This window comes from Xenorhabdus sp. PB61.4 (genome assembly GCF_963894935.1).
Classification (GTDB): domain Bacteria; phylum Pseudomonadota; class Gammaproteobacteria; order Enterobacterales; family Enterobacteriaceae; genus Xenorhabdus; species Xenorhabdus stockiae.
The window spans coordinates 14614-36454 of sequence record NZ_CAWQJR010000164.1 but is presented as its reverse complement, the minus strand read 5'-3'; the positions used below and the strand labels follow the sequence as shown (position 1 = coordinate 36454).

The following is a 21841-nucleotide window of genomic DNA, read 5'->3' as shown; positions in this document are numbered from 1 at the left end:
CTATCCAAGATTGGCGTCTTGCGATGAGTCGTTTTATGATTGAATTTGGTGACCGTTTAGACGGTCACGTTTAAACGAAAATGGCGATTACACAAAATACTAAACAAGGTCGCGCTAGGAAAATACTTTAATAACTTCATTGAGTTATCACATAACTGGTTTCAACAGTCGCTATTTGAAGATCCTGCCGAAAATCTGACTGAGTTCATCTCATGGACATTCGCAGATTATTCACGCTTAAAGTCAGAATATGAGCTTTACGTTGCGGCTATCTCCCGGCCATCTTTAAGGCCACTTGCCGTTAACTGGATGCAGGCAACAAAAAACATCATTTCTCAATACATCACTAACGATGAATCAAAAGCCAAAGCGCTTACCGCTGTTTTGGATGCTTTCTTCCTTCAGTCTCTATTAACCGGAGATATTAATTTCAGCAAAAAAGAGTATATCAAGCCATTTATCAGCAAAATTTTGTCAGATTGAGTATGTATCTGCTCAATGAATTTCAGGATACGCAGCGACGGGCAGGGAAGCAATAAATTCGCCGGAAAGGAATTTACTCCACCAAAAACAATCTCCTGTTTATAACTCTATTGCAATTGCACGTGAGTTTTTATCTTCCACAGTGTTCAAACAGGAACTGCATCTGCTGTTTTAGGGATGATTCAGTATCTGTTTGGTGGATGTGCCGGTTTATTAGTGGGTTTATTAAATAATGGAACCTTATCAGGAATTGCTTTCACTATGTTCATTTGTTCAACCGGCGCATTAGTGACATATCAAATGGCAAAGAAGCCGAAGGGTAAAAATGATACTGTGGAAGTTCTGGTGAAGTAATCCGTAATACTAAAAAGCATTGCTGAACAATAGAGTAAGAGTTGGTTAATGATTTTATACATAACCAACTCTTAAAATCTCCAGATTTTTAAGATAATGATTCTCTACAGAGATTCCTTTTTTGAAAAAAGGAATAGAAGTGTCGTAATTTTGCAATATTGATCAGATTATTATTAATTCTGAAAATATATATCGTTATAAGACCAGAATTGATAAATGTCATATACCCAATGAATTTCAAGATGCATTGCGGCGGCAAGGGAAATCATCCTCGGGAGCATAGATAACTATGTGACTGGAGTGAATGAGCGCAGCCAATAAAGAGGCAACTTGAAAGACGAAGTGTATAGTGCCATTTGTACTTACTAGAGTTTTAACTTCTTTTGTTACTGGTTTATGTAAGTAACTTTAAGATTACCTAGTTTATTGTCACTAAAAGAAGGCCATGTGATATCCATATTAAAATGAATAAATTCATTTTCTGGCATACTTTCATCTAACGGCTGCCTATAAGCTACAGTATAAGTTTTTCCTGTCTCAGGGCATTTTTTACAACTCCAACAGGTGCGTTATTCATAGTAAGCTCTTTTTCATAGATTTTCCCTATCTGAAATTTTTCCTCTTTTTTTACGCTAAACTCTAATACGGATAATTAAGAGCAAAGTGTACTAGTGAGCTGTTAACCACCGTGAAATTAACCTATCCCCGGTGGCTAGCGCACCGGGATAAAGGAGGATGAATGTCTTCTGATAACACCAGTATTTCTTCGGCGCTTGTCTCGGGAGAGTTAGCGCCGGTTCCCGGTAAGTCACTGAGTTTTCTCGAAGGTGTCGCGATGATAGTCGGCACCAATATCGGCGCGGGTTTGCTGTCCATTGCTTATGCTTCACGAAAGGCCGGCTTTTTGCCGCTGATGTTCTGGCTGATGCTGGTGGGGGTGCTGACCACCATTACTATGCTGTATGTTGCCGAATCTACGCTGCGTACCCGCGCTCACTTACAACTTAGTGGGCTGGCAAGGCGATATGTCAGTAGTGTGGGTGCTTGGGTGATGTTTTTTTCAGTGTGCGTCAACAGTGTTGGGGCGCTGACCGCCTACATGAGCGGCAGTGGCAAACTGTTACAGTCGCTGCTGGGCATCTCACCGACACTAGGTAGTCTGCTATTCTTCGTACCGGCAGCGGGAGTATTGTATCTCGGACTGAAAGCAATTGGCCGTGGTGAAAAGTTTATCAGTATTGGCATGTTGGTCATGCTATTAACGTTAGTAGTGGCAACGTTGCTGAAAGATACTACCCAGATGCGCTATCTGCTGGATGGTGACTGGCTTTTTATGGTGCCATTATTCAATGTTGTGGTGTTTAGTTTTTCGGCACAGTACATCGTGCCGGAAATGGCGCGTGGCTTTGCCGATAAGCCAGAACAACTACCGAAGGCGATTATTATTGGCATGGCAGTGATCTTTGTCCTGCTGGCGATGGTGCCGATGTCTGTGATCGCGCTTAATGGTCTAGACAATATTTCTGAGGTAGTGACGATTTCCTGGGGACAAGCGTTGGGAGAGTGGGCATTCTTCTCTACTAACCTGTTTGCATTGTGTGCAATCTTAACCTCTTACTGGGGGTTGGGCGGCAGTTTCCTGACTAATATCTTCGATAAATTCCGGCTGGGTAATGACGAACAACCATTGCGTCGTTTCGGCGTGCTGTTGTTGGTGGCTGTGCCGCCGTTCGTACTGGCTTACAGCGGACTCGTATCATTTGTTAATGCTCTGTATTTCGCTGGTGTATTCAGTGGTGTGATTCTATCAATCATGCCGATACTGATTTTACGTGGTGCACGGAAATACGGCGATCATACTCCATGCTGGCAATGCAGCTGGATTACGCATCCATTGCTGCAAATAAGCATTGTGCTGCTGTATTTGGCCAGCGCAGTGTATGCCATCGCTTCATTGTTCGGTTATCTGCCAGCAGGGTGGTAATTTCTCTTTTCTCTTCTTTATCCTACTAAAATACCTCACAAAAAAGAGTTAGCTACCAGTAGCTAACTCCCTATCTCAAAAATATATTGGCAAAATTAATAACTCAGAATTGTTCACCTTACGTTTATGCCATCGGTGTCTTGTTATTCAGATGAGACCACATAAATTCACTGAACATTGTATTCTGGAATGCCGTCTGTTTTTTATCGGCCGCAGCGCTGTGTCCTCCCACGGTATTTTCATAAAAATAGACTTGCTGGTAACCCATCTTCTGCATACGGGCTGCCATTTTACGTGCATGCGACGGATGGACCCGGTCATCACTGGTTGCGGTGTAGAACAATACGGGCGGGTAGGCCACGTGTTCCTTGATATTGTGATATGGCGAGAAGGTTTTGATATATGCCCACTGATCCGGCTGGCTCGGATCGCCGTATTCGGCAATCCATGAGGCACCAGCGGAAAGCTGGCTATAACGCTGCATGTCCAACAGAGGTACACCACAGACTATGCAACCGAACAGTTGCGGATACAGCGTCAGCATATTGCCGACCAGCAAACCACCGTTGCTGCGGCCACGAGCTCCAAGATGTTTTGATGATGTTACTTTTCGTGTAATCAGATCTTGCGCTACCGCTGCGAAATCTTCATAGGCGCGGTGGCGATTTTGCATGAGAGCGGCCTGATGCCAAGCCGGGCCATATTCACCACCGCCACGGATATTGGCAACGACATAAACACCACCACGCCCCAGCCAAGTGAGTCCTTCAGTGCCGATATAGTTTGGCAGTAGCGATATTTCGAAGCCACCGTAACCGTTCAGCAACGTCGGATTGCTGCCGTTCAGTTTAAGGCCTTTGGCTGAGATCTGGAAATATGGCACACGGGTTCCGTCTTTGGAGCGGGCAAAATGTTGGCTGACCTGATAGTTACCAGCATCAAAATCCTTCGGTCCCTGTTTCAATAGCTCCGTTTCACTGCTGTCAAGGTTGCCAATATACAGCGAAGCCGGATGCAGGAAATTATTGATGGTCAGGAAGTAATCATTGGTTTCCTCATCAATACCGGTGGCGGAAATATTGCTCATACTACCCGGATTGCCCAGAGGTTGCCGTTGCCAGCTATTACCCTGCGGCGTTAATACTTCAAGCCGGTTTACGACATTATCCATAATGCTGAGGATAAGGTGATCACGTGTACTACTGTAGCCACTCAGCGCCGTCTGCTCATTGGGTGTGAAAAGCACCTGCAACTCACGCCTGCCTGCCAAATAATCGTCGAAGTTCGCTGCCAGCAAAGCACCGGACGGATAGCGTTTCCCTCCCACATCCCAGTCTTTACTCGGTCTTATCAAAAGCCATTCACGGTGGCTATTAATCTCTGCGTCTTCAGGGATATCAATCCTGACTTTCTGATTCTGTTTTGTCAGTAAGAAATATTCACGACGATAAAAATCCAGACTACGGCCTACATAATCACGCTCAAAGCCGGGAGTGCGCTCACGATAGGCGAATACCGCCATATCTTCCGGCTTAGCTTCATACAGTGTTTCGGCTGCACTCAATGGTGTACCACGCTGCCAGCGTTTAGCGATTCGCGCATAGCCGGACTGAGTCATTGAACCGGGGCCAAAATCAGTAGCGATAAACACGGTGTCTTTATCAATCCATGACACTCTGCTTTTGGCTACGGGGACATTGAATCCATCCTCAACGAATCGCTTAGTCTCCAGATCAAATTCACGGATTTCGACAGCATCTCCACCATCCGGTGACAGCTTCATCAGGCAGTAGCGATATTCTGGTGCCAGCGGCTGTAAACCGTGGTAGAGCCAATCCTTACCTTCTGCCTTACCCAGTGCGTCAATATCTAGCACAGTTTCCCATGCCGGTTTGGCCTTACGGTACTCTTGCAGTGTGGTACGCCGGAGCAGGCCGCGAGGGTTAGCCTGATCCTGCCAGAAGTTATAGTAGTAATCGCCATGCTTATTGACCCACGGGATCCGAGTGTCTTTATTAAGGATATTCAGTACCTGCTGCTCTAACTTACGAAAGTCTCCCCCCTGAGTATAACGCGCGATGGTGCGCTGGTTTTCCTGCTTTACCCACCGTTGCGCGGTCTCACCCTGTAGATCCTCCAGCCACAGAAATTCATCGCTGGTGACAACCCCGTTGTCTGCGGCTATTGCAAAACGAATACTGCCGGGCAGCGCCGCCATTGCAAAGACGCCTCCTGCGGTTTGCGCACAGATTTTAATAAACTTGCGTCGATTAGTAACTGGCAAAATCAAGCTCCTTCTAATAGTGAAAAATAAAATAAGCGTTATTTCCAACATATATTTCAGCATAGAGAAAACAGAAATATTTTCTTTACGTGAATAAATAGGGCTTTCAGGCAGAATTATATCTCCAATGTTAACGTTATTTTGTTTTTATATTGAGTTTTATGATGTCAAAGCACTGAGGATTTCTGGATATTGTTGACAGAGTAGAGCTTTATATCGTTCATTTTTTCAGCCTGATTGATCTGGTTTATATTTTGTCAAGTAATTACCTATATCATTTTTTATTATCATGACTGTATATTTTAGTTATTAATATCAACGAGGGATCATGCCCAAAATGTTTTTTATTAATATAAAATAATATACCGAGAATTATTTTATAATTGTGATCGTTTCATTTTGGCACTAAATTCACTCGTGATTTAAACAATCGGTTGAATTTGGCAATGACAAAATAGAAGGTGATTATTTTTTAACTACATGATTTCATGTGAAATGATTTATTTTTGATATTAATTATAAGTGTGAAAAATACAGTAATGACTTGTCGAAGGTTCCTGTCGATATATTCAATCCATCCATTTTTATTTAGTTGTGGAATTAAGCGTCTATTAATAAAAATTGCAGTAGATCAAAGACGTTTATCTAAGAACAGGGAAAAAATGAAATAACTTCTCCCAATTTATTAAGTGAGCTGTTTATTCCGTTGTGACGGGGATGACTTCTGCCTGATTTTTGATTGGCAGATTATTAACCGAAATGGAAAAACTAATACCTGAGAGAAAATGTTTCCTGAGTATCTTTCGATACTCGGCGTGCCCGTTCTTATTTTCTCAAAAAATAAAATAAAACAATTGTGATAGTTACCTGACGTAAATAAGCAATTTAAAAACAGCAGATATAACAGTTTTCAAATATCCAATAGATTCGTTGAGGTAGTAAAAAAATGAAAGACAGTATTACCAGCAAGAATAATATTCTTGAAGCTGGGGTAGTGGATATGTCGTCAGAAAAAATGAGTGATGACATATTTACAGGAAAGTTTAATGGCTTATCTGAGACTGAATATTCTCTGTTGCCGGAAATCTGCAACTCCACGGAAACTCCGTATCCTGACCATCTATGTATTCATCAATTATTTGAACAACAGGCTTCCCGAACGCCAACTGCCATAGCATTAATTGCCGGCAATCAAATACTGAATTATGCGGAGCTGAATGCTCAGGCTAACAGGTTAGCGACCCAACTGATTGAACAGGGTATTTGTCCGGGTGATCATGTAGCGATTCTGTTGGAGCGTTCAATTGAATTGGTGGTAGCTCAGTTAGCTATTCTCAAGTCTGGGGCCGTTTATGTTCCTATTGACCCGAATGTACCTGATGAACGGAAAAACTGGCTGATAAATGATTGTTCCGCCAAATTACTGCTGACTGATATGCAGATGGCGACCCCGGCTGAATTAGTTGTTCCCCGACTCAGTCTTACCCTCGCAACAGAACCTATTGGAAAAGAAGAATATCGCAATCCTGATTTACCGGTTACCAGTACCGGGCCAGCGTATATCATGTATACCTCTGGTTCGACGGGGCTACCGAAAGGCGTCATTGTGCCACACCGGGCTGTTGTCCGGCTGGTTATTAATAATGGTTATGCTGATATTAAATCTGATGATCGCGTTGCTTTTGCCGCTAATCCGGCTTTCGATGCCAGTACTTTTGAAGTATGGGCACCGCTGCTCAACGGAGCTGCGCTGGTGGTTATCGATCATACTACGTTACTGACGCCACCGGATTTTGTTCAGGCTTTACAGGCTCATAGTATTACCATTCTATGGATGAGCGTCGGGCTGTTTAACCGACTGGCTGACGAGTTATCTCCGGTGCTGCCTCAGCTTAAGCTATTGCTGGTTGGGGGAGATGTCCTCGATCCGCATATTATTGCTCAGGTGCTGCGTAAAAACCCGCCACAAAAATTATTAAATGCTTACGGTCCGAGTGAGGGAACCACGTTTACGACGACCTACCATATTCACGAGTTAGCTGCGGGAATAACCTCCATTCCTATTGGTCGGCCCATTGCTAACACGCGAGTTTATTTGCTGGACTCTGATGGGAAACCGACAGCTCCGGGAATGACGGGTGAAATTTATATCGGGGGAGATGGCGTAGCCTGTGGTTATCTCAATCGCCCGGAATTGAATGCTGAGCGCTTTCTCATCGATCCGTTTAGTGAGAAAGCAAATGCTCGCATGTACCGAACCGGAGATCTGGCTCGTTATCTACCGGATGGCAATCTGGAGTTTCTGGGGCGTAATGACCAACAGGTTAAGATCCGTGGTTTTCGGATTGAGCCGGGGGAAATTGAAACCCGGCTGGTGGAATATCCGGCGATACGTGAAGCCATCGTGCTGGCTGCAGGAGAGGGGCAGGACAAACAGCTTATTGCCTATGTGTTGACTCAAGAGAGTAACGAATTAGCTACTCGCCTGCGTGAACATCTGAGCATGCGGTTACCGGATTATATGGTGCCGGTGGCTTTTGTGCGTCTGGATGAATTCCCGCTGACGCCGAATGGTAAATTGGATCGCCGGGCATTACCGGCTCCGGGAGAAGACGACTTCGCCCGTCAGATCTATGAGGCTCCTCTGGGAGAAATGGAGATTGTACTGGCGACCCTTTGGCGTGAATTACTGGGTATACAGCGAATTAGCCGCCATGACAGTTTCTTTGCTCTTGGCGGTCATTCATTGTTAGGTGTACGGATGATTGAACGCCTGCACAGTCTGGGATTAACCCTGGCTGCCAGTAATCTGTTCCAGTGTCCGGTGCTGTCAGAATTGGCTCAGACTTTGGAAAAACATCAGGCGGTAGTGATACCACCGAATGCGATTACTCCGACGACCACGATGCTGACTCCGGCAATGTTGCCACTGATTGATTTGAGCCAGTCTGAGATTGACCTCATTGCTGGGCAGGTGCCGGGCGGGATCGCTAATATTCAGGATATTTATGCTCTGTCACCATTACAGGACGGTATCCTGTTCCATCATTTGTTGGCAAAGGAAGGTGACCCTTATTTGCTGGCTTATCCGATGATTTTTGCTGACCGAGCGCTGCTTGATCGTTATCTGGCGGCTGTACAAAAGGTGGTTGATCGCCATGATATCCTGCGAACTGCTTTTATCTGGCAGGGATTATCTACACCAGCACAGGTAGTCTGGCGTCATGGGCCTTTATCGGTCACTGAACTGACATTGTCCCCGGCTGACGGGCCAGTCAGTGAGCAATTGGCTCACCGTTTTGACCCTCGCCGGTATCGCTTTGAACTGAATCAGGCTCCATTATTACGCTTTGTTGTATCACAAGAGATTGATGGTCGCTGGCATGTGTTGCAATTACAGCATCACCTGATTGGCGACCATACGACAATGGAAGTGATGCACCGCGAAGTGCAGGTTTGTCTGGCCGGGCAGGATGATAATTTGCCGGTACCGGTACCATTCCGCAATCTGGTGGCACAGGCCAGACTGAACAGCAATCACGCAGAGCATACCCGTTTCTTTACCGACATGCTGGCTGACGTCGATGAGCCGACGCTGCCGTTTGGCTTAACCGAAATACATCGTGATGGTTCTCAGGTAACACAATCACACCGGATGTTAGCGCCGGAATTAAATAATCGTCTCCGTCAGCAGGCAAAACGTCTGGGTGTGAGTGTGGCAACCTTGTGTCATCTGGCTTGGGCACAGGTACTGGCGAGTACCAGCGGGCAGAGCAAAGTGGTGTTTGGTACCGTACTGTTCGGACGCATGGCGGCGGGGGAAGGGGCTGACAATGGCATGGGGCTGTTTATCAACACCTTGCCGTTGCGGCTGGATATCGATGATACATCGGTACACAACAGTATACGGCTGGCACAGTCCCGGCTGGCTAGGTTACTGGATTATGAACATGCCTCACTGGCGCAGGCTCAGCGTTGTAGTGGTGTTGCAGGCGGTACGCCGCTGTTTAGTGCGTTGTTAAACTATCGGCATAATGAACAACCACTTATTCCGCATGAGATCTTACCGGGGATTGAATTTTTAGGGGAACAGGAGCGGACTAACTATCCACTTGTACTGTCAGTGGAAGATGGCGGTTCTACTCTGGGGCTGACTGCGCAGGTAGTACAGCCGTTTGAGCCGGACCGGGTATGTGGTTATATGCAACAGGCGCTGGAAAGTCTGGCAGAAGCGCTGGAACAGGCACCGGAAACACCGGTACGGGCACTGAATATTTTGCCTGAAACGGAACGTACGTTATTGCTGGAAAACTGGAACACGACTGAAACAGCCTATCCTGAGCAGTTATGTATTCATCAGTTATTTGAACAGCAGGTAGAAAAAACACCAGATGCTACGGCGTTGGTATATGAAGGGCAGACCCTGAGCTATGCTGAATTGAACGCTCACGCCAATCGATTAGCGCATCAACTGATTGCATTGGGGATGACACCGGAACAACGGGTAGCGATCTGCATGGCTAGTTCTCTGACGCGAGTGGTGAGCTTACTGGCGGTACTGAAAGCGGGGGGCGCTTATGTCCCACTGGATCCCGCTTATCCGGGTGAACGTTTGACACATATCCTGAATGATGCGGCTCCCTCAATCGTATTAGCTGATGAAACCGGACGCATTGCGTTAGGTGAGGAAGCGCTTATCGGGCTGACTTTGCTTGAACCAAATATCTTATCCGGTACTTTACCCGCTCAACCGGACAACAACCCGCAGATATTGGCGCTAACCTCACACCATCTGGCCTGTGTGATTTACACTTCCGGTTCAACAGGCGTTCCCAAAGGGGTGATGGTTGAACATCGTGGGTTGGTCAATCTTATTCAGGATAAAATCAGCCAGTTCGGCATTCATTCCGGTAGCCGGGTGTTGCAGTTCGCTTCGTTTGGTTTTGATGCCAGTGTCTGGGAAACCATGATGGCGTTGAATAGTGGCGCTAATCTGGTTATTCCGGCGGATAGGGTTCGTCAGGATCCTCAGCGCCTCTGGCATTTTCTGGAAGAACAATCGGTAACGCACGCTTGTCTGACCCCTGCGTTATTACGAGATGGTGCTGATTTACCTGCGCTAACGATAAAGCCGACCATAATATTAGGTGGTGAAGCCCCCAGTCCAACACTCCTCCAGACATTGAGCCGTCAGGCAACTGTATTTAATGCCTATGGCCCGACAGAAATTACCGTATGTGCCAGCCACTGGCGCTGTCCGTTAAATTACACCGATACACTAGCCCCTATTGGGCGCCCGACCGCGAATACCCGGTTTTATCTGCTGGATGATGGTGGTCAACCCGTGCCTTTAGGTGCAGTGGGGGAGCTGTATATTGGTGGTGACGGTGTAACGCGTGGTTATCTCAATCGCCCTGATCTGACTGATGAACGTTTTCTGGTAGATCCGTTTACTCATGCTGTTGATGCACGCATGTATCGTACTGGCGATTTAGCCCGTTATTTACCTGATGGTAATCTGGTATTCGTTGGCCGCAATGATCAACAGGTTAAAATCCGTGGTTTTCGGATTGAGCCGGGTGAGATTGAAGCCCGGTTAACCGAATATCCGGCTGTGCGCGAAGCGTGGGTACTGGCGCAGGGTGACGGGCAGGAAAAACGCCTGATCGCTTATGTTGTAATAGAAGACGTTGAGGCAGAAAAAGATAACGGATTAGCTACCCGCCTGCGTGAATATCTGAACACTATTTTACCTGATTATATGGTGCCGGCAGCGTTTGTGAGTCTGGATGCTTTCCCGCTGACACCGAACGGTAAACTGGATCGACAGGCGTTACCAGTACCGGAGCAGAGCGCATTTGCCCGTCAGGCTTACGCAGCACCGCAAGGGGAAACAGAAACCACACTGGCGGCTATCTGGAGTGAATTATTAGGTATTGAGCAGATCAGCCGATATGATAACTTTTTTGCGTTGGGTGGTCATTCACTGCTGGCGGTACGGGTGATGAACCGACTCGCTGATTTAGGTGTTGAACTGCCGTTGGCTGCCTTATTTACATCACCGTCACTGATAGCTTTTGCGGAGAAAATCAGTGCACAGCGTAATGAAGGAAGGGATAACTTATCTGACATAATTCCGGTATCCCGTGACCGTAATAATAATAGCCCTTTACCGCTGTCATTTGCTCAGCAGCGTTTATGGTTTTTGGCGCAGTTTGATGGTGTCAGTGATACCTATCATATTCCGCTGGCACTGTACTTGCGGGGGCAGCTTAATATAACCGCATGGCAACAGGCGCTGAATCATCTGTTTGCCCGCCATGAAGCACTGCGTTCTGTTTTCATCATGGTTAACGGTCAGCCTCAGGTTGAGCTGTTGCCAGCGGAGTTGACTCTGCCGGTGAAACAATACGACCTGCGTAATCTGCCTGATGTCGATAAGCAACTTAATATTTTGTGTGCACAGGAAGCAGAAACACCGTTTGATCTTGCCCGTGGCCCTTTAATCCGTTGTGCACTAATACAGCGGGCCGATGAGGATTATGTCTTCTTACTGACTCAGCATCACATTGTGTCTGATGGCTGGTCGTTAGAGATACTGAAATCAGAACTGAGTGCCCTTTATTCGGCTTGCCTGAATAAACAGCCTGATCCATTACCTCCTTTAGTAATTCAATATCCTGATTATGCCGCCTGGCAGCGTAAGATATTCTCCGATGAAAAAATGCGGACACACAGTGATTATTGGCGCCGTACGCTGGCTGATGCGCCAGTATTACTGGAATTACCAACAGATCGCCCCCGTCCTTCCCGGCAGTCATTTAGTGGTGGCCGGATACCGGTACAGATTGATGCTACGTTGGTTCAGGAACTGAAACAACTGGGACAGCAACATGACAGCACTCTATTCATGGTATTGCTGACTGCTTGGGCGGCATTATTGTCGCGTCTATCCGGACAGGATGATCTGGTGATTGGTATACCGAGTGCCAACCGCAATCGGCGGGATATCGAACCACTGATCGGTTTTTTTGTTAATACGCTGGCATTGCGTATTGATTTATCCGGTACGGATTCATTCGGCACATTGGACATGGAGACGCTGCTTCGACGTGTACGGCAGACGACACTGAGTGCACAGGAGCATCAGGATCTGCCTTTTGAGCAAGTGGTTGAGATCGTACAACCGCCACGCAGACCAGAACATACTCCGTTATTTCAGGTCATGTTTGCCTGGCAGGAGAATGACACGCAAGAGTGGAAACTGCCGGGCTTAGCGGTGACTCCCGTTGTGCAGGGATACGATATCGCTAAATTCGATCTACAACTGGAGCTGACAGAAAAGGCGGGAGAGGTTGTTGGGGAACTGAATTATTCTTCTGCTTTATTTGATCCTGAAACAATTGAAAGGCAGGTCGGCTATTTACAGACCTTATTACGGGCGATGGTAAGTCATCCTCAACAATCCATCACTACCGTAGATATTTTATCACCTGCTGAGCGCACTCTATTGCTGGAAACCTGGAATGCGCCTGTAGCGCCATATCCTGAACAGTTGTGCATCCATCAACTGGTTGAACAGCAGGTCGAACAAACTCCGGATGCCATCGCGGTAAGGTATGAAAACCAGACAGTGAGTTATGCTGAATTAAATGCCCGATCTAATCGATTAGCGCATCAATTAATTGCATTAGGTGTAATTCCAGATCAGCCTGTCGCGATTTGTGTGACACGTTCACCAGAGAGAATAGTGAGTTTGTTGGCGGTGTTGAAAGCGGGTGGGGCTTATGTGCCACTGGATCCCGCTTATCCGGGTGAGCGTTTGGCTTATCTGCTCACTGATGCTGCCCCCACTATTTTGCTGGCGGATGATACCGGTCGGGCGGCTTTGGGTGAAGAAACCCTGAAAACACTGACTGTACTCGATCCAAATACTCAGCCAAATCAGCCTGACAGTAATCCGAGTATCCCTGAACTGACCTCTAAGCACCTGGCGTATGTGATCTACACTTCTGGCTCCACGGGTAAACCGAAAGGGGTAATGATTGAGCATCAGGGGGTGGTTAACCTGACGCTGGAGCAAAGTGCCCAGCTTAATATTAGTGAAACCAGTCGGGTATTACAGTTTGCTTCATTTGGTTTTGATGCCAGTGTTTGGGAAATCATGATGGCGCTGAGTAGTGGGGCTATGCTGGTTATTCCGACAGAAACTATCCGGCAGGATGCACATCGTCTCTGGCATTATCTGGAAGAGCAATCGGTAACGCACGCGTGTCTGACTCCGGCTATGTTCCATGATGGTGCTGGTTTGCCGGAAATAGCCATAAAACCCACATTAATCTTCGCAGGAGAAACACCCGCTTCTGCCTTATTTAAGGCATTATGCGGTCGGGCTAATTTGTTCAATGCGTATGGCCCGACAGAAATCACCGTCGGTGCCACTATCTGGAACTGCCCGTCAGATTATGCGGGGAGATTAATTCCTATCGGCAAACCAACCGTTAACAAACGCATTTATTTGTTGGACAAATATGGCCAGCCAGTACCGCAGGGTGCGGTAGGTGAGTTATATATCAGCGGCGTAGGTGTGGCCCGTGGTTATCTCAATCGCCCTGATTTGACCGCCGAACGTTTCTTACCGGATCCGTTTAGCGATGATGCTAATGCTCGTATGTATCGCTCAGGGGATTTAGTCCGTTATCTACCGGATGGCAATCTGGTCTTTGTTGGCCGCAATGACCAACAGGTGAAAATTCGCGGATTCCGGATTGAGCCGGGAGAAATCGAGGCGCATTTAACCGAACATCCGGCAGTCAGTGAAGCGCTGGTACTGGCACTGGGGGATGGTCAGGATAAGCGTCTGGTTGCCTATATAGTGGCAAACAGAACGGATAACGAACTGGCCACCAGCTTACGTAAATATCTGAGTGCTATTTTACCTGATTATATGGTGCCAGCAGCTTTTGTGCGTCTGGATGCCTTCCCGCTGACTCCTAACGGTAAACTGGATCGACAGGCGTTACCGGCCCCTGATCAACATGCTTTTGCCCGTCAGGTTTATGAAGCCCCGCAAGGTGAAGCTGAATGTGCGCTTGCTACTATCTGGAGTGAATTGCTGGAGGTTGAACAGATAAGCCGGCATGACAGTTTCTTTGCGTTGGGCGGTCACTCTTTGCTCGCTGTACGGATGATTGAACGCTTGCGAAATAGGGGGCTGGGCTTATCGATTCAAACACTATTCGAATCCCCGACACTCTGCATTCTGGCTCAGTCTCTGGCGCAACATTGTGAAATAACAATACCTGAAAACAGTATTACACCGGATACTATGACGCTGACGCCGGAAATGTTGCCGCTGATTGATCTGACTCAGTCCGAGATTGACCATATAGCTGAACAAATTCCGGGCGGAGTTGCCAATATTCAGGATATCTATGCTTTGTCACCGTTACAGGATGGCATTTTATTCCACCATTTGTTGGCAAAAGAAGGCGATCCTTACCTCCTGATAACCCAACAGGCTTTTGCGGATCGGTCTTTGCTGGATCGCTATCTGAGTGCCGTGCAACAGGTCGTTGACCGCCATGATATTCTGCGTACCGCTTTTATCTGGGAAGGGTTATCCGTTCCGGCTCAGGTCGTTTGTCGTCAGGTTCCTTTATTCATCACAGAGCTGGCACTCGATCCGGCTGACGGGTCGATCAGTGACCAATTGGCTCAACGCTTTGATCCGCGCCAGCACCGTATTGACCTGAGTAAAGCGCCGTTGTTGCGCTTTGTCATTGCCCAGAATACAGATGGTCGCTGGATCCTGCTACAGTTGCTGCATCACCTGATTGGCGACCATACTACGCTGGAGGTGATGAACAGTGAAGTACAGGCGTATCTGGCTGGTCGGGGAGATAGCCTGCCGGCTTCGACTCCATTCCGACATTTGGTGGCACAAGCCCGGTTAGGAACCAGCCAGCCGGAGCATACCCGTTTCTTTACCGATATGCTGATGACAGTGGATGAGCCAACGTTGCCGTTCGGATGGGCGGAAGTACATCATGACGGCTCGAAAGTGGCAGAATCACATAGAACGCTAACGTCCGCACTGAATCGTCGTTTGCGTCAACAGGCCCGGCGTTTGGGTGTCAGTGTGGCTGCACTGTGTCATCTGGCCTGGGCGCAGGTGTTGTCGCGCACCAGCGGTCAGAAGCACGTGGTGTTTGGCACGGTATTATTCGGGCGCATGGCTGCCGGTGAAGGTGCCGACAATGGTATGGGCCTGTTTATCAATACCTTACCATTACGTTTGGATATGGATGAAACTCCCGTGCTGGAAAGTGTACAAGTCGCCCATACCCGATTAGCGGGATTATTAGCGCATGAACATGCTTCACTAGCTTTGGCTCAGCGTTGTAGTGGAGTCGCCAGTGGTACACCGCTGTTTAATGCGCTGCTGAATTATCGGCATAATACACAACCGGTTATGCTGGATGAAACCACCAGCGGAATTGAGTTTCTTGATGCTCAGGAACGGACGAATTACCCGTTTGTGTTGTCAGTAGAGGATGGTGGCTCTGATTTGGGGCTGACTGCGCAGGTAGTACAGCCATTTGATCCGGAAAGGTTGTGTGATTATATGCAACAGGCGTTGGAGAGCCTGACTGAAGCACTTGAGCAAGCACCGGAAATGCCAGTACAGATGTTGGAAATCCTGCCTGCGTCAGAACGGAATTTGTTGCTGCAAACATGGAACGCGACGGAAGCCGCATACCCTAACCTGTTGTGTATCCATCAAATGTTTGAGCAACAAGTTGAAAGTACTCCAGAAGCTATAGCGTTGGTGTATGAAGATCAATTTGTTAGCTATGCAGAATTGAATGTTCGGGCTAACCGGCTGGCCCACCAGCTTATCGAGCTGGGTGTTGTACCGGATCAGCGGGTGGCTATTTGCATGGCAAGTTCACCGGCGCGGATAGTCGGGTTACTGGCAGTATTAAAAGCGGGTGGAGCTTACGTACCACTGGATCCGGCTTATCCGGGCGAACGCCTGAACCATATTTTATGCGATGCTGAACCGGCTATTTTATTGGCCGATAATACCGGACGTTCAGCGTTATCAGGCCAGGCACAAGATGAGCAATCAGCACAAATGACTGCGCAGTTAATTGTACTCGACCCGAATTCATTACCCGAACAGCCGGATAATAATCCGCAAATCGCTGGATTAAGCTCCAATCATCTGGCGTATGTGATCTATACCTCTGGCTCTACGGGTAAGCCGAAAGGCGTAATGGTCGAACATCGAGGATTCGTTAACCTTATTCAGGATAAAATCAGCCAGTTCGGTATTCACTCCCATAGCCGGATGTTGCAATTCGCTTCATTTGGTTTCGATGCCAGTACCTGGGAAATTATGATGGCACTGGGAAGCGGCGCAAGTCTGGTTATTCCGGATAATACTGTTCGTCAGGACCCGCGTCGTCTCTGGCATTATCTGGAAGAACAGGCAGTCACTCACGCTTGCCTGACACCGGCTCTATTGCAGGACGGTGCTGATTTACCGGCACTGAAGATAAAACCGACTATTATTTTAGGCGGTGAAGCACCCAACCCGTTACTTATCCGGACACTGAGCCGTCAGGCAGCCGTATTTAATGCTTATGGCCCGACAGAAATTACCATTTGCGCTACTGACTGGCACTGTCCGCCAGACTATCAGGGGGAGCTGACTCCTATTGGACGCCCAACCGCTAACACCCGGCTCTATCTGTTGGATACCTGCCACCAGCCAGTTCCTTTAGGCGCGGTGGGTGAGTTGTATATTGGTGGTGACGGTGTAACGCGCGGCTACCTCAATCGTCCTGAATTGACGGCTGAATACTTCATTACAGATCCATTTAGCAATAAACCGAATGCACGTATGTACCGAACCGGGGATTTGGTTCGTTACCTGCCGGACGGTAATCTGGTCTTTGTTGGTCGCAACGATCAACAGATTAAAATCCGTGGATTCCGAATTGAACCGGGGGAAATTGAAGCCCGGTTGACCGAACACTCCGCAGTACGGGAAGCATTAGTTTTGGCATTAGGCCATGAACAGGATAAACGACTGGTGGCTTATGTCGTGGCAGAAGCGAATGATGGACTGGTTAGCCTGCTGCGTGAACATTTGAGCACGTTATTGCCTGATTATATGGTGCCGTCGGCCTTTGTGCGTCTGGATGCCTTCCCATTAACCCCTAACGGTAAACTGGATCGCCGGGCGTTACCGATGCCGGGAGAGGACGCATTTGCGCGTCAGGTTTACGCGGAGCCACAGGGGGAAACAGAAATCGCACTTGCCGCTATCTGGCATGACTTACTGGGCGTTGAGCAAATCAGCCGATATGACAGTTTCTTCGCATTGGGTGGTCATTCATTGCTCGCGGTGCGCATGGTCGAACGGTTGCGGAGTATGGGTTTAACGCTGGCGGTGCGTGATTTGTTTCAGTCTCCTGTGCTGTCTGAACTTGCGAAAACCCTGACGCAAAATCAGGGTGAAAGTGTACCGGCTAATGTTATTACACCGGAAACGACAAAATTAACTCCCGAAATGTTACCGTTAATTGATCTCACTCAGCCTGAGATTGATCACATAATCGAACAGATACCGGGCGGGATTGCCAATATTCAGGATATCTATGCGTTGTCGCCATTACAGGATGGCATTTTGTTCCACCATTTATTGGCAAACGAAGGTGACCCGTATTTACTGGCTGGTCAGATGGCTTTTGCGAACCGGACTCTGCTGGATCGTTATCTGAATGCCGTTCAACAAGTGATTAATCGGCATGATATCTTACGTACTGCTTTTATCTGGGAAGGGCTATCCGTTCCTGCTCAGGTGGTTTGTCGTCATGCACGATTATCAGTGACTGAACTGACACTCGATTCCGTGAATGGGCCAGTGAGTAAACAGTTAGCTCAACGTTTTGATCCTCGTCACTATCGCCTTGATTTGGGGCAAGCGCCATTGCTGCGTTTTGTTGTAGCGCAAGAAACGGATGGTCGCTGGATTGTACTGCAACTGATGCATCATCTGATTGGCGACCATACCGCATTGGATGTGATGAGCTATGAAGTGCAGGCCTATATTGACGGACAAAAAAACAATCTGCCCGTACCGCCACCTTTCCGCAATCTGGTTGCTCAGGCTCGATTGGGAGTCAGTCAGGAGCAGCATGTTCGTTTCTTTACCGATATGCTGGCTGAGGTGAATGAACCAACGTTGCCATTCGGATTGACAGAAGTTCACCATGATGGTTCGCAAATCACAGAATCTCACCGGATGTTGACCTCTGAATTGAATAGCCGTTTGCGCAATCAGGCCCGGCAACGGGGTGTCAGTCTGGCTGCTTTGTGTCATTTAGCCTGGGCGCAGGTGCTGGCGCGTACCAGTGGGCAGGAAAAAGTCGTATTCGGTACGGTATTATTCGGGCGAATGGCTGCCGGTGAAGGTGCCGACAATGGCATGGGTTTGTTTATCAATACATTACCGTTGCGACTGGATATGGATGAAACTCCGGTACAGGATAGCGTACAGATGGCACATCGCTGGCTGGCAGGGTTATTGACGCATGAACATGCGTCACTGGCACTGGCTCAGCGTTGCAGTGGAGTGCAGGGCGGAACCCCATTATTCAGTACCTTGCTGAACTACCGCCATAACGCATTGCCGGTGACTTCGAATGAAATCATGGACGGTGTTGAATTCCTTGGGGCACAGGAACGAACTAACTATCCGTTTACCCTGTCAGTGGAAGATTTTGGTGAAGCGTTGGGATTAACTACACAAATTGTTCAGCCATTTGATCCAGAACGGGTGTGTAGTTATATGCAACGAGCGCTGGAAAGTTTGGTAGAGTCGCTGGAACAGGCACCAGAAACACCTGTGCGGATGCTGGAAATTCTGCCAGAGTCAGAACGGAATTTGTTGCTACAAACATGGAACGCGACTGAAGCCGTATACCCTGACCAGTTATGCATCCATCAATTGTTTGAACAACAGGTTGAGCATACACCAAACGCTACTGCCGTGGTACATGAAGGACAGACACTTAGCTATGCGGAATTAAATAGTCTCGCTAACCGGCTGGCCCACCAGCTTATCGAACTGGGTGTACAGCCTGATCAACGGGTAGCGGTTTGCGTGAAACGTTCACCATCAAGGATAGCGGGGCTATTGGCAGTATTGAAAGCGGGGGGAACATATGTACCACTGGATCCCGACTATCCCGGTGATCGTCTGGTTTATATGCTAAATGATGCCGCTCCGCTGGTGGTATTGGCAGATAATACCGGTCGTGCCGTATTGAGTGAGGAAACTATCGCGAAATTAACGATAGTTAACCCGGATGATATCCGGCCTGACCAACCGGATCATAATCCACGGGTTTCGGCGTTAACATCACGGCATCTGGCTTATGTGATTTACACTTCCGGTTCGACGGGCATGCCGAAAGGTGTAATGGTTGAACATCGAGGATTCGTTAACCTTATTCAGGATAAAATCAGCCAGTTCGGTATTCATTCTCATAGCCGGATGTTGCAATTTGCTTCATTTGGTTTCGATGCCAGTGTCTGGGAAATTATGATGGCGTTGTGTGGTGGCGCTACTCTGGATATTCCTGCTGATGCAGTTCGTCAGGATCCTCATCTCTTTTGGCGTTATCTGGAAGAACAATCGATCACTCACGCCTGTCTGACCCCAGCGCTGTTGCAGGATGGTGCTGATTTACCGGAGATAAACATCAGGCCAACCTTAATATTGGGCGGTGAAGCGCCAAACCCTGCGCTAATCCAGACATTGCGCGACCGGGCAACCGTATTCAATGCCTATGGCCCAACAGAAATCACAGTATGCGCTACTGTCTGGCGTTGCCCATCAGACTATCAGAATGGATTTATTCCTATCGGGCGTCCGACAGCTAACACTCAGATTTATCTGCTGGATAATGATGGACAGCCAGTACCATTGGGGGTAGTGGGGGAGATATATATCGGTGGTGACGGTGTAACGCGTGGTTACCTCAATCGCCCTGATTTGACTGCTGAACGTTTTCTGGTTGATCCGTTTAATCAGGCACCGGATGCACGGATGTACCGAACCGGCGATTTAGCCCGTTATTTGCCAGATGGTAATCTGGTCTTTGTTGGCCGCAATGATCAACAAGTTAAAATCCGTGGGTTCCGGATTGAACCGGGTGAAATCGAAGCCCGGCTGACAGAATACCCGACAGTGCGTGAAGCTATCGTATTAGCGCTGGGTGAGGGACAGAATAAACGGCTGGTGGCCTATGTTGTGGCAGGTAAGGATCGCGGGCTGGTGAATTCTCTACGAGAATATTTGAGTGCTTCGCTGCCTGATTATATGGTACCCGCCGCCTTTGTATGTCTGGATGCTTTCCCGCTGACCCCTAATGGTAAGCTGGATCGCCGATCCCTGCCGGAACCTGATCAGAATGCCTTTGCTCACCAATCCTATGAAGCACCGCAAGGAGAGGTGGAGATAACTTTGGCTGCTATCTGGCGTGAATTGCTGGGAATTGAAAAAATAGGCCGGCATGACAATTTCTTTGCGTTGGGAGGGCATTCGTTGCTCGCTATGCGGATGATAAACCTTGCCGCAGATCGTGGTTTGATGTGTACATTGAATAACCTTTTCCAATTCCCTGTGCTGACTGAACTGGTATCAAAAATGACATTAGATCCACTGTCTCAGCCGCAAAGCAGTGCGATACCCGTGCGGTCATCCGGAATGGAACCACCACTATTTTTTGTTCCCAGCGGCATGAATGACTACTCTTATGTCTTTGGGTTATCTCAATACATTCATCCCGACTATCCGGTCTATGTATTACCCTGGCCTTCCGTCAATGAAGAGCAGGTATCAACTATTGAAGCATTAGCCGACAAAATGATTACCTTTATGAAATCGGTTCAACCGGAAGGCCAATACCGGATCTATGGCTATTCTTCTGGTGGTGTATTAGCTTATGCCATTGCACAGCAACTTTTGAATGCTGGTGAGACTGTCGATTTTCTGGGGTTGATTGATACGCCTGCTCCTCACTGCTTTAAGCAGCAAATCATTCAGCCAAAACTCCAGTTCCTTGCTGAACTGGCAAAACAGTCGGGTGGGGAGCATGAAGAAAAGATAGCGATATTACATCAGAAAATTGATCAATTGGGTTTGGTTCAATTTATTGCCGCAGCACAAAAGTTAGAACTGTATCCGGCAAACCTCCGCCCTGACTTGATCGCAAGGCGTTGGGAGCAGATGGGAAATTATGTGCAAATGATTAAAGCCTATGAACCAGAAGTACTGGAGATAATGCTCCACCAATTCTACGCAACGGAGCCTTACCCGCAAATTCCTTTCGTTACGGAAACGTTATTACCTTCTTTAAGTATGGAGCCATCGTTAGGCTGGGAACTGGTTATACCTGATACTTTACTCCAGCTGACACCTGTACCGGGCGACCATTTTAGTCTGATGGAGGACAGTACGAATAAAATTATTTTGGCTAAAACCTTAAGCAGGGCACTGGAAATGAATTGTGAAGTGGAAGCGGTGTAATCTCGGGATATTGCAGAGAGAGTAAATAATTACCAATAATATCAAAGCCACCTGTCTATCAGGTGGCTTTTACTTTTAATGATGAGAAGAACCCGCAATATTATTTTGTTCCATTCATACCGGGTTT

Annotated in this window: 4 protein-coding genes and 1 pseudogene; 4 read left to right on the top strand and 1 reads right to left on the bottom strand. The window is 47.7% G+C overall.

Annotation, left to right across the window (positions count from 1 at the left end):
* The first annotated feature begins 96 nt into the window (after positions 1-96).
* From AACX68_RS12035 to AACX68_RS12025, 3 genes are all read left to right on the top strand, one after another.
* Complete coding sequence (locus AACX68_RS12035) at positions 97-483, top strand: hypothetical protein (protein WP_339389333.1); 387 nt, start codon at positions 97-99, stop codon at positions 481-483.
* Between the two features lie 177 nt (positions 484-660).
* On the top strand, positions 661-837 hold the full coding sequence (locus AACX68_RS12030) for a hypothetical protein (protein ID WP_228859285.1): 177 nt from the start codon (positions 661-663) through the stop codon (positions 835-837).
* A gap of 739 nt (positions 838-1576) precedes the next feature.
* On the top strand, positions 1577-2821 hold the full coding sequence (locus AACX68_RS12025) for an aromatic amino acid transport family protein (RefSeq protein ID WP_228859284.1): 1245 nt from the start codon (positions 1577-1579) through the stop codon (positions 2819-2821).
* 124 nt (positions 2822-2945) lie between these two features.
* Here the strand turns inward: AACX68_RS12025 and AACX68_RS12020 are convergent, their stop codons facing one another.
* Positions 2946-5039: a prolyl oligopeptidase family serine peptidase gene (locus tag AACX68_RS12020; protein WP_228859288.1), complete on the bottom strand. Its 2094-nt coding sequence runs from the start codon at positions 5037-5039 to the stop codon at positions 2946-2948.
* 1042 nt (positions 5040-6081) lie between these two features.
* Here AACX68_RS12020 and AACX68_RS12015 point away from each other — a divergent pair.
* Positions 6082-21714, top strand: a pseudogene (locus AACX68_RS12015) (amino acid adenylation domain-containing protein); the annotation flags it as partial.
* Positions 21715-21841 lie beyond the last annotated feature (127 nt).

What these genes read in the sequence shown, in the direction of transcription:
- AACX68_RS12020 (WP_228859288.1), bottom strand. Translation starts at nt 5,039, where the DNA reads ATGGCGGCGCTGCCCGGCAGTATTCGTTTTGCAATAGCCGCAGACAAC.
- AACX68_RS12025 (WP_228859284.1), top strand. Translation starts at nt 1,577, where the DNA reads ATGTCTTCTGATAACACCAGTATTTCTTCGGCGCTTGTCTCGGGAGAG.
- AACX68_RS12030 (WP_228859285.1), top strand. Translation starts at nt 661, where the DNA reads ATGATTCAGTATCTGTTTGGTGGATGTGCCGGTTTATTAGTGGGTTTA.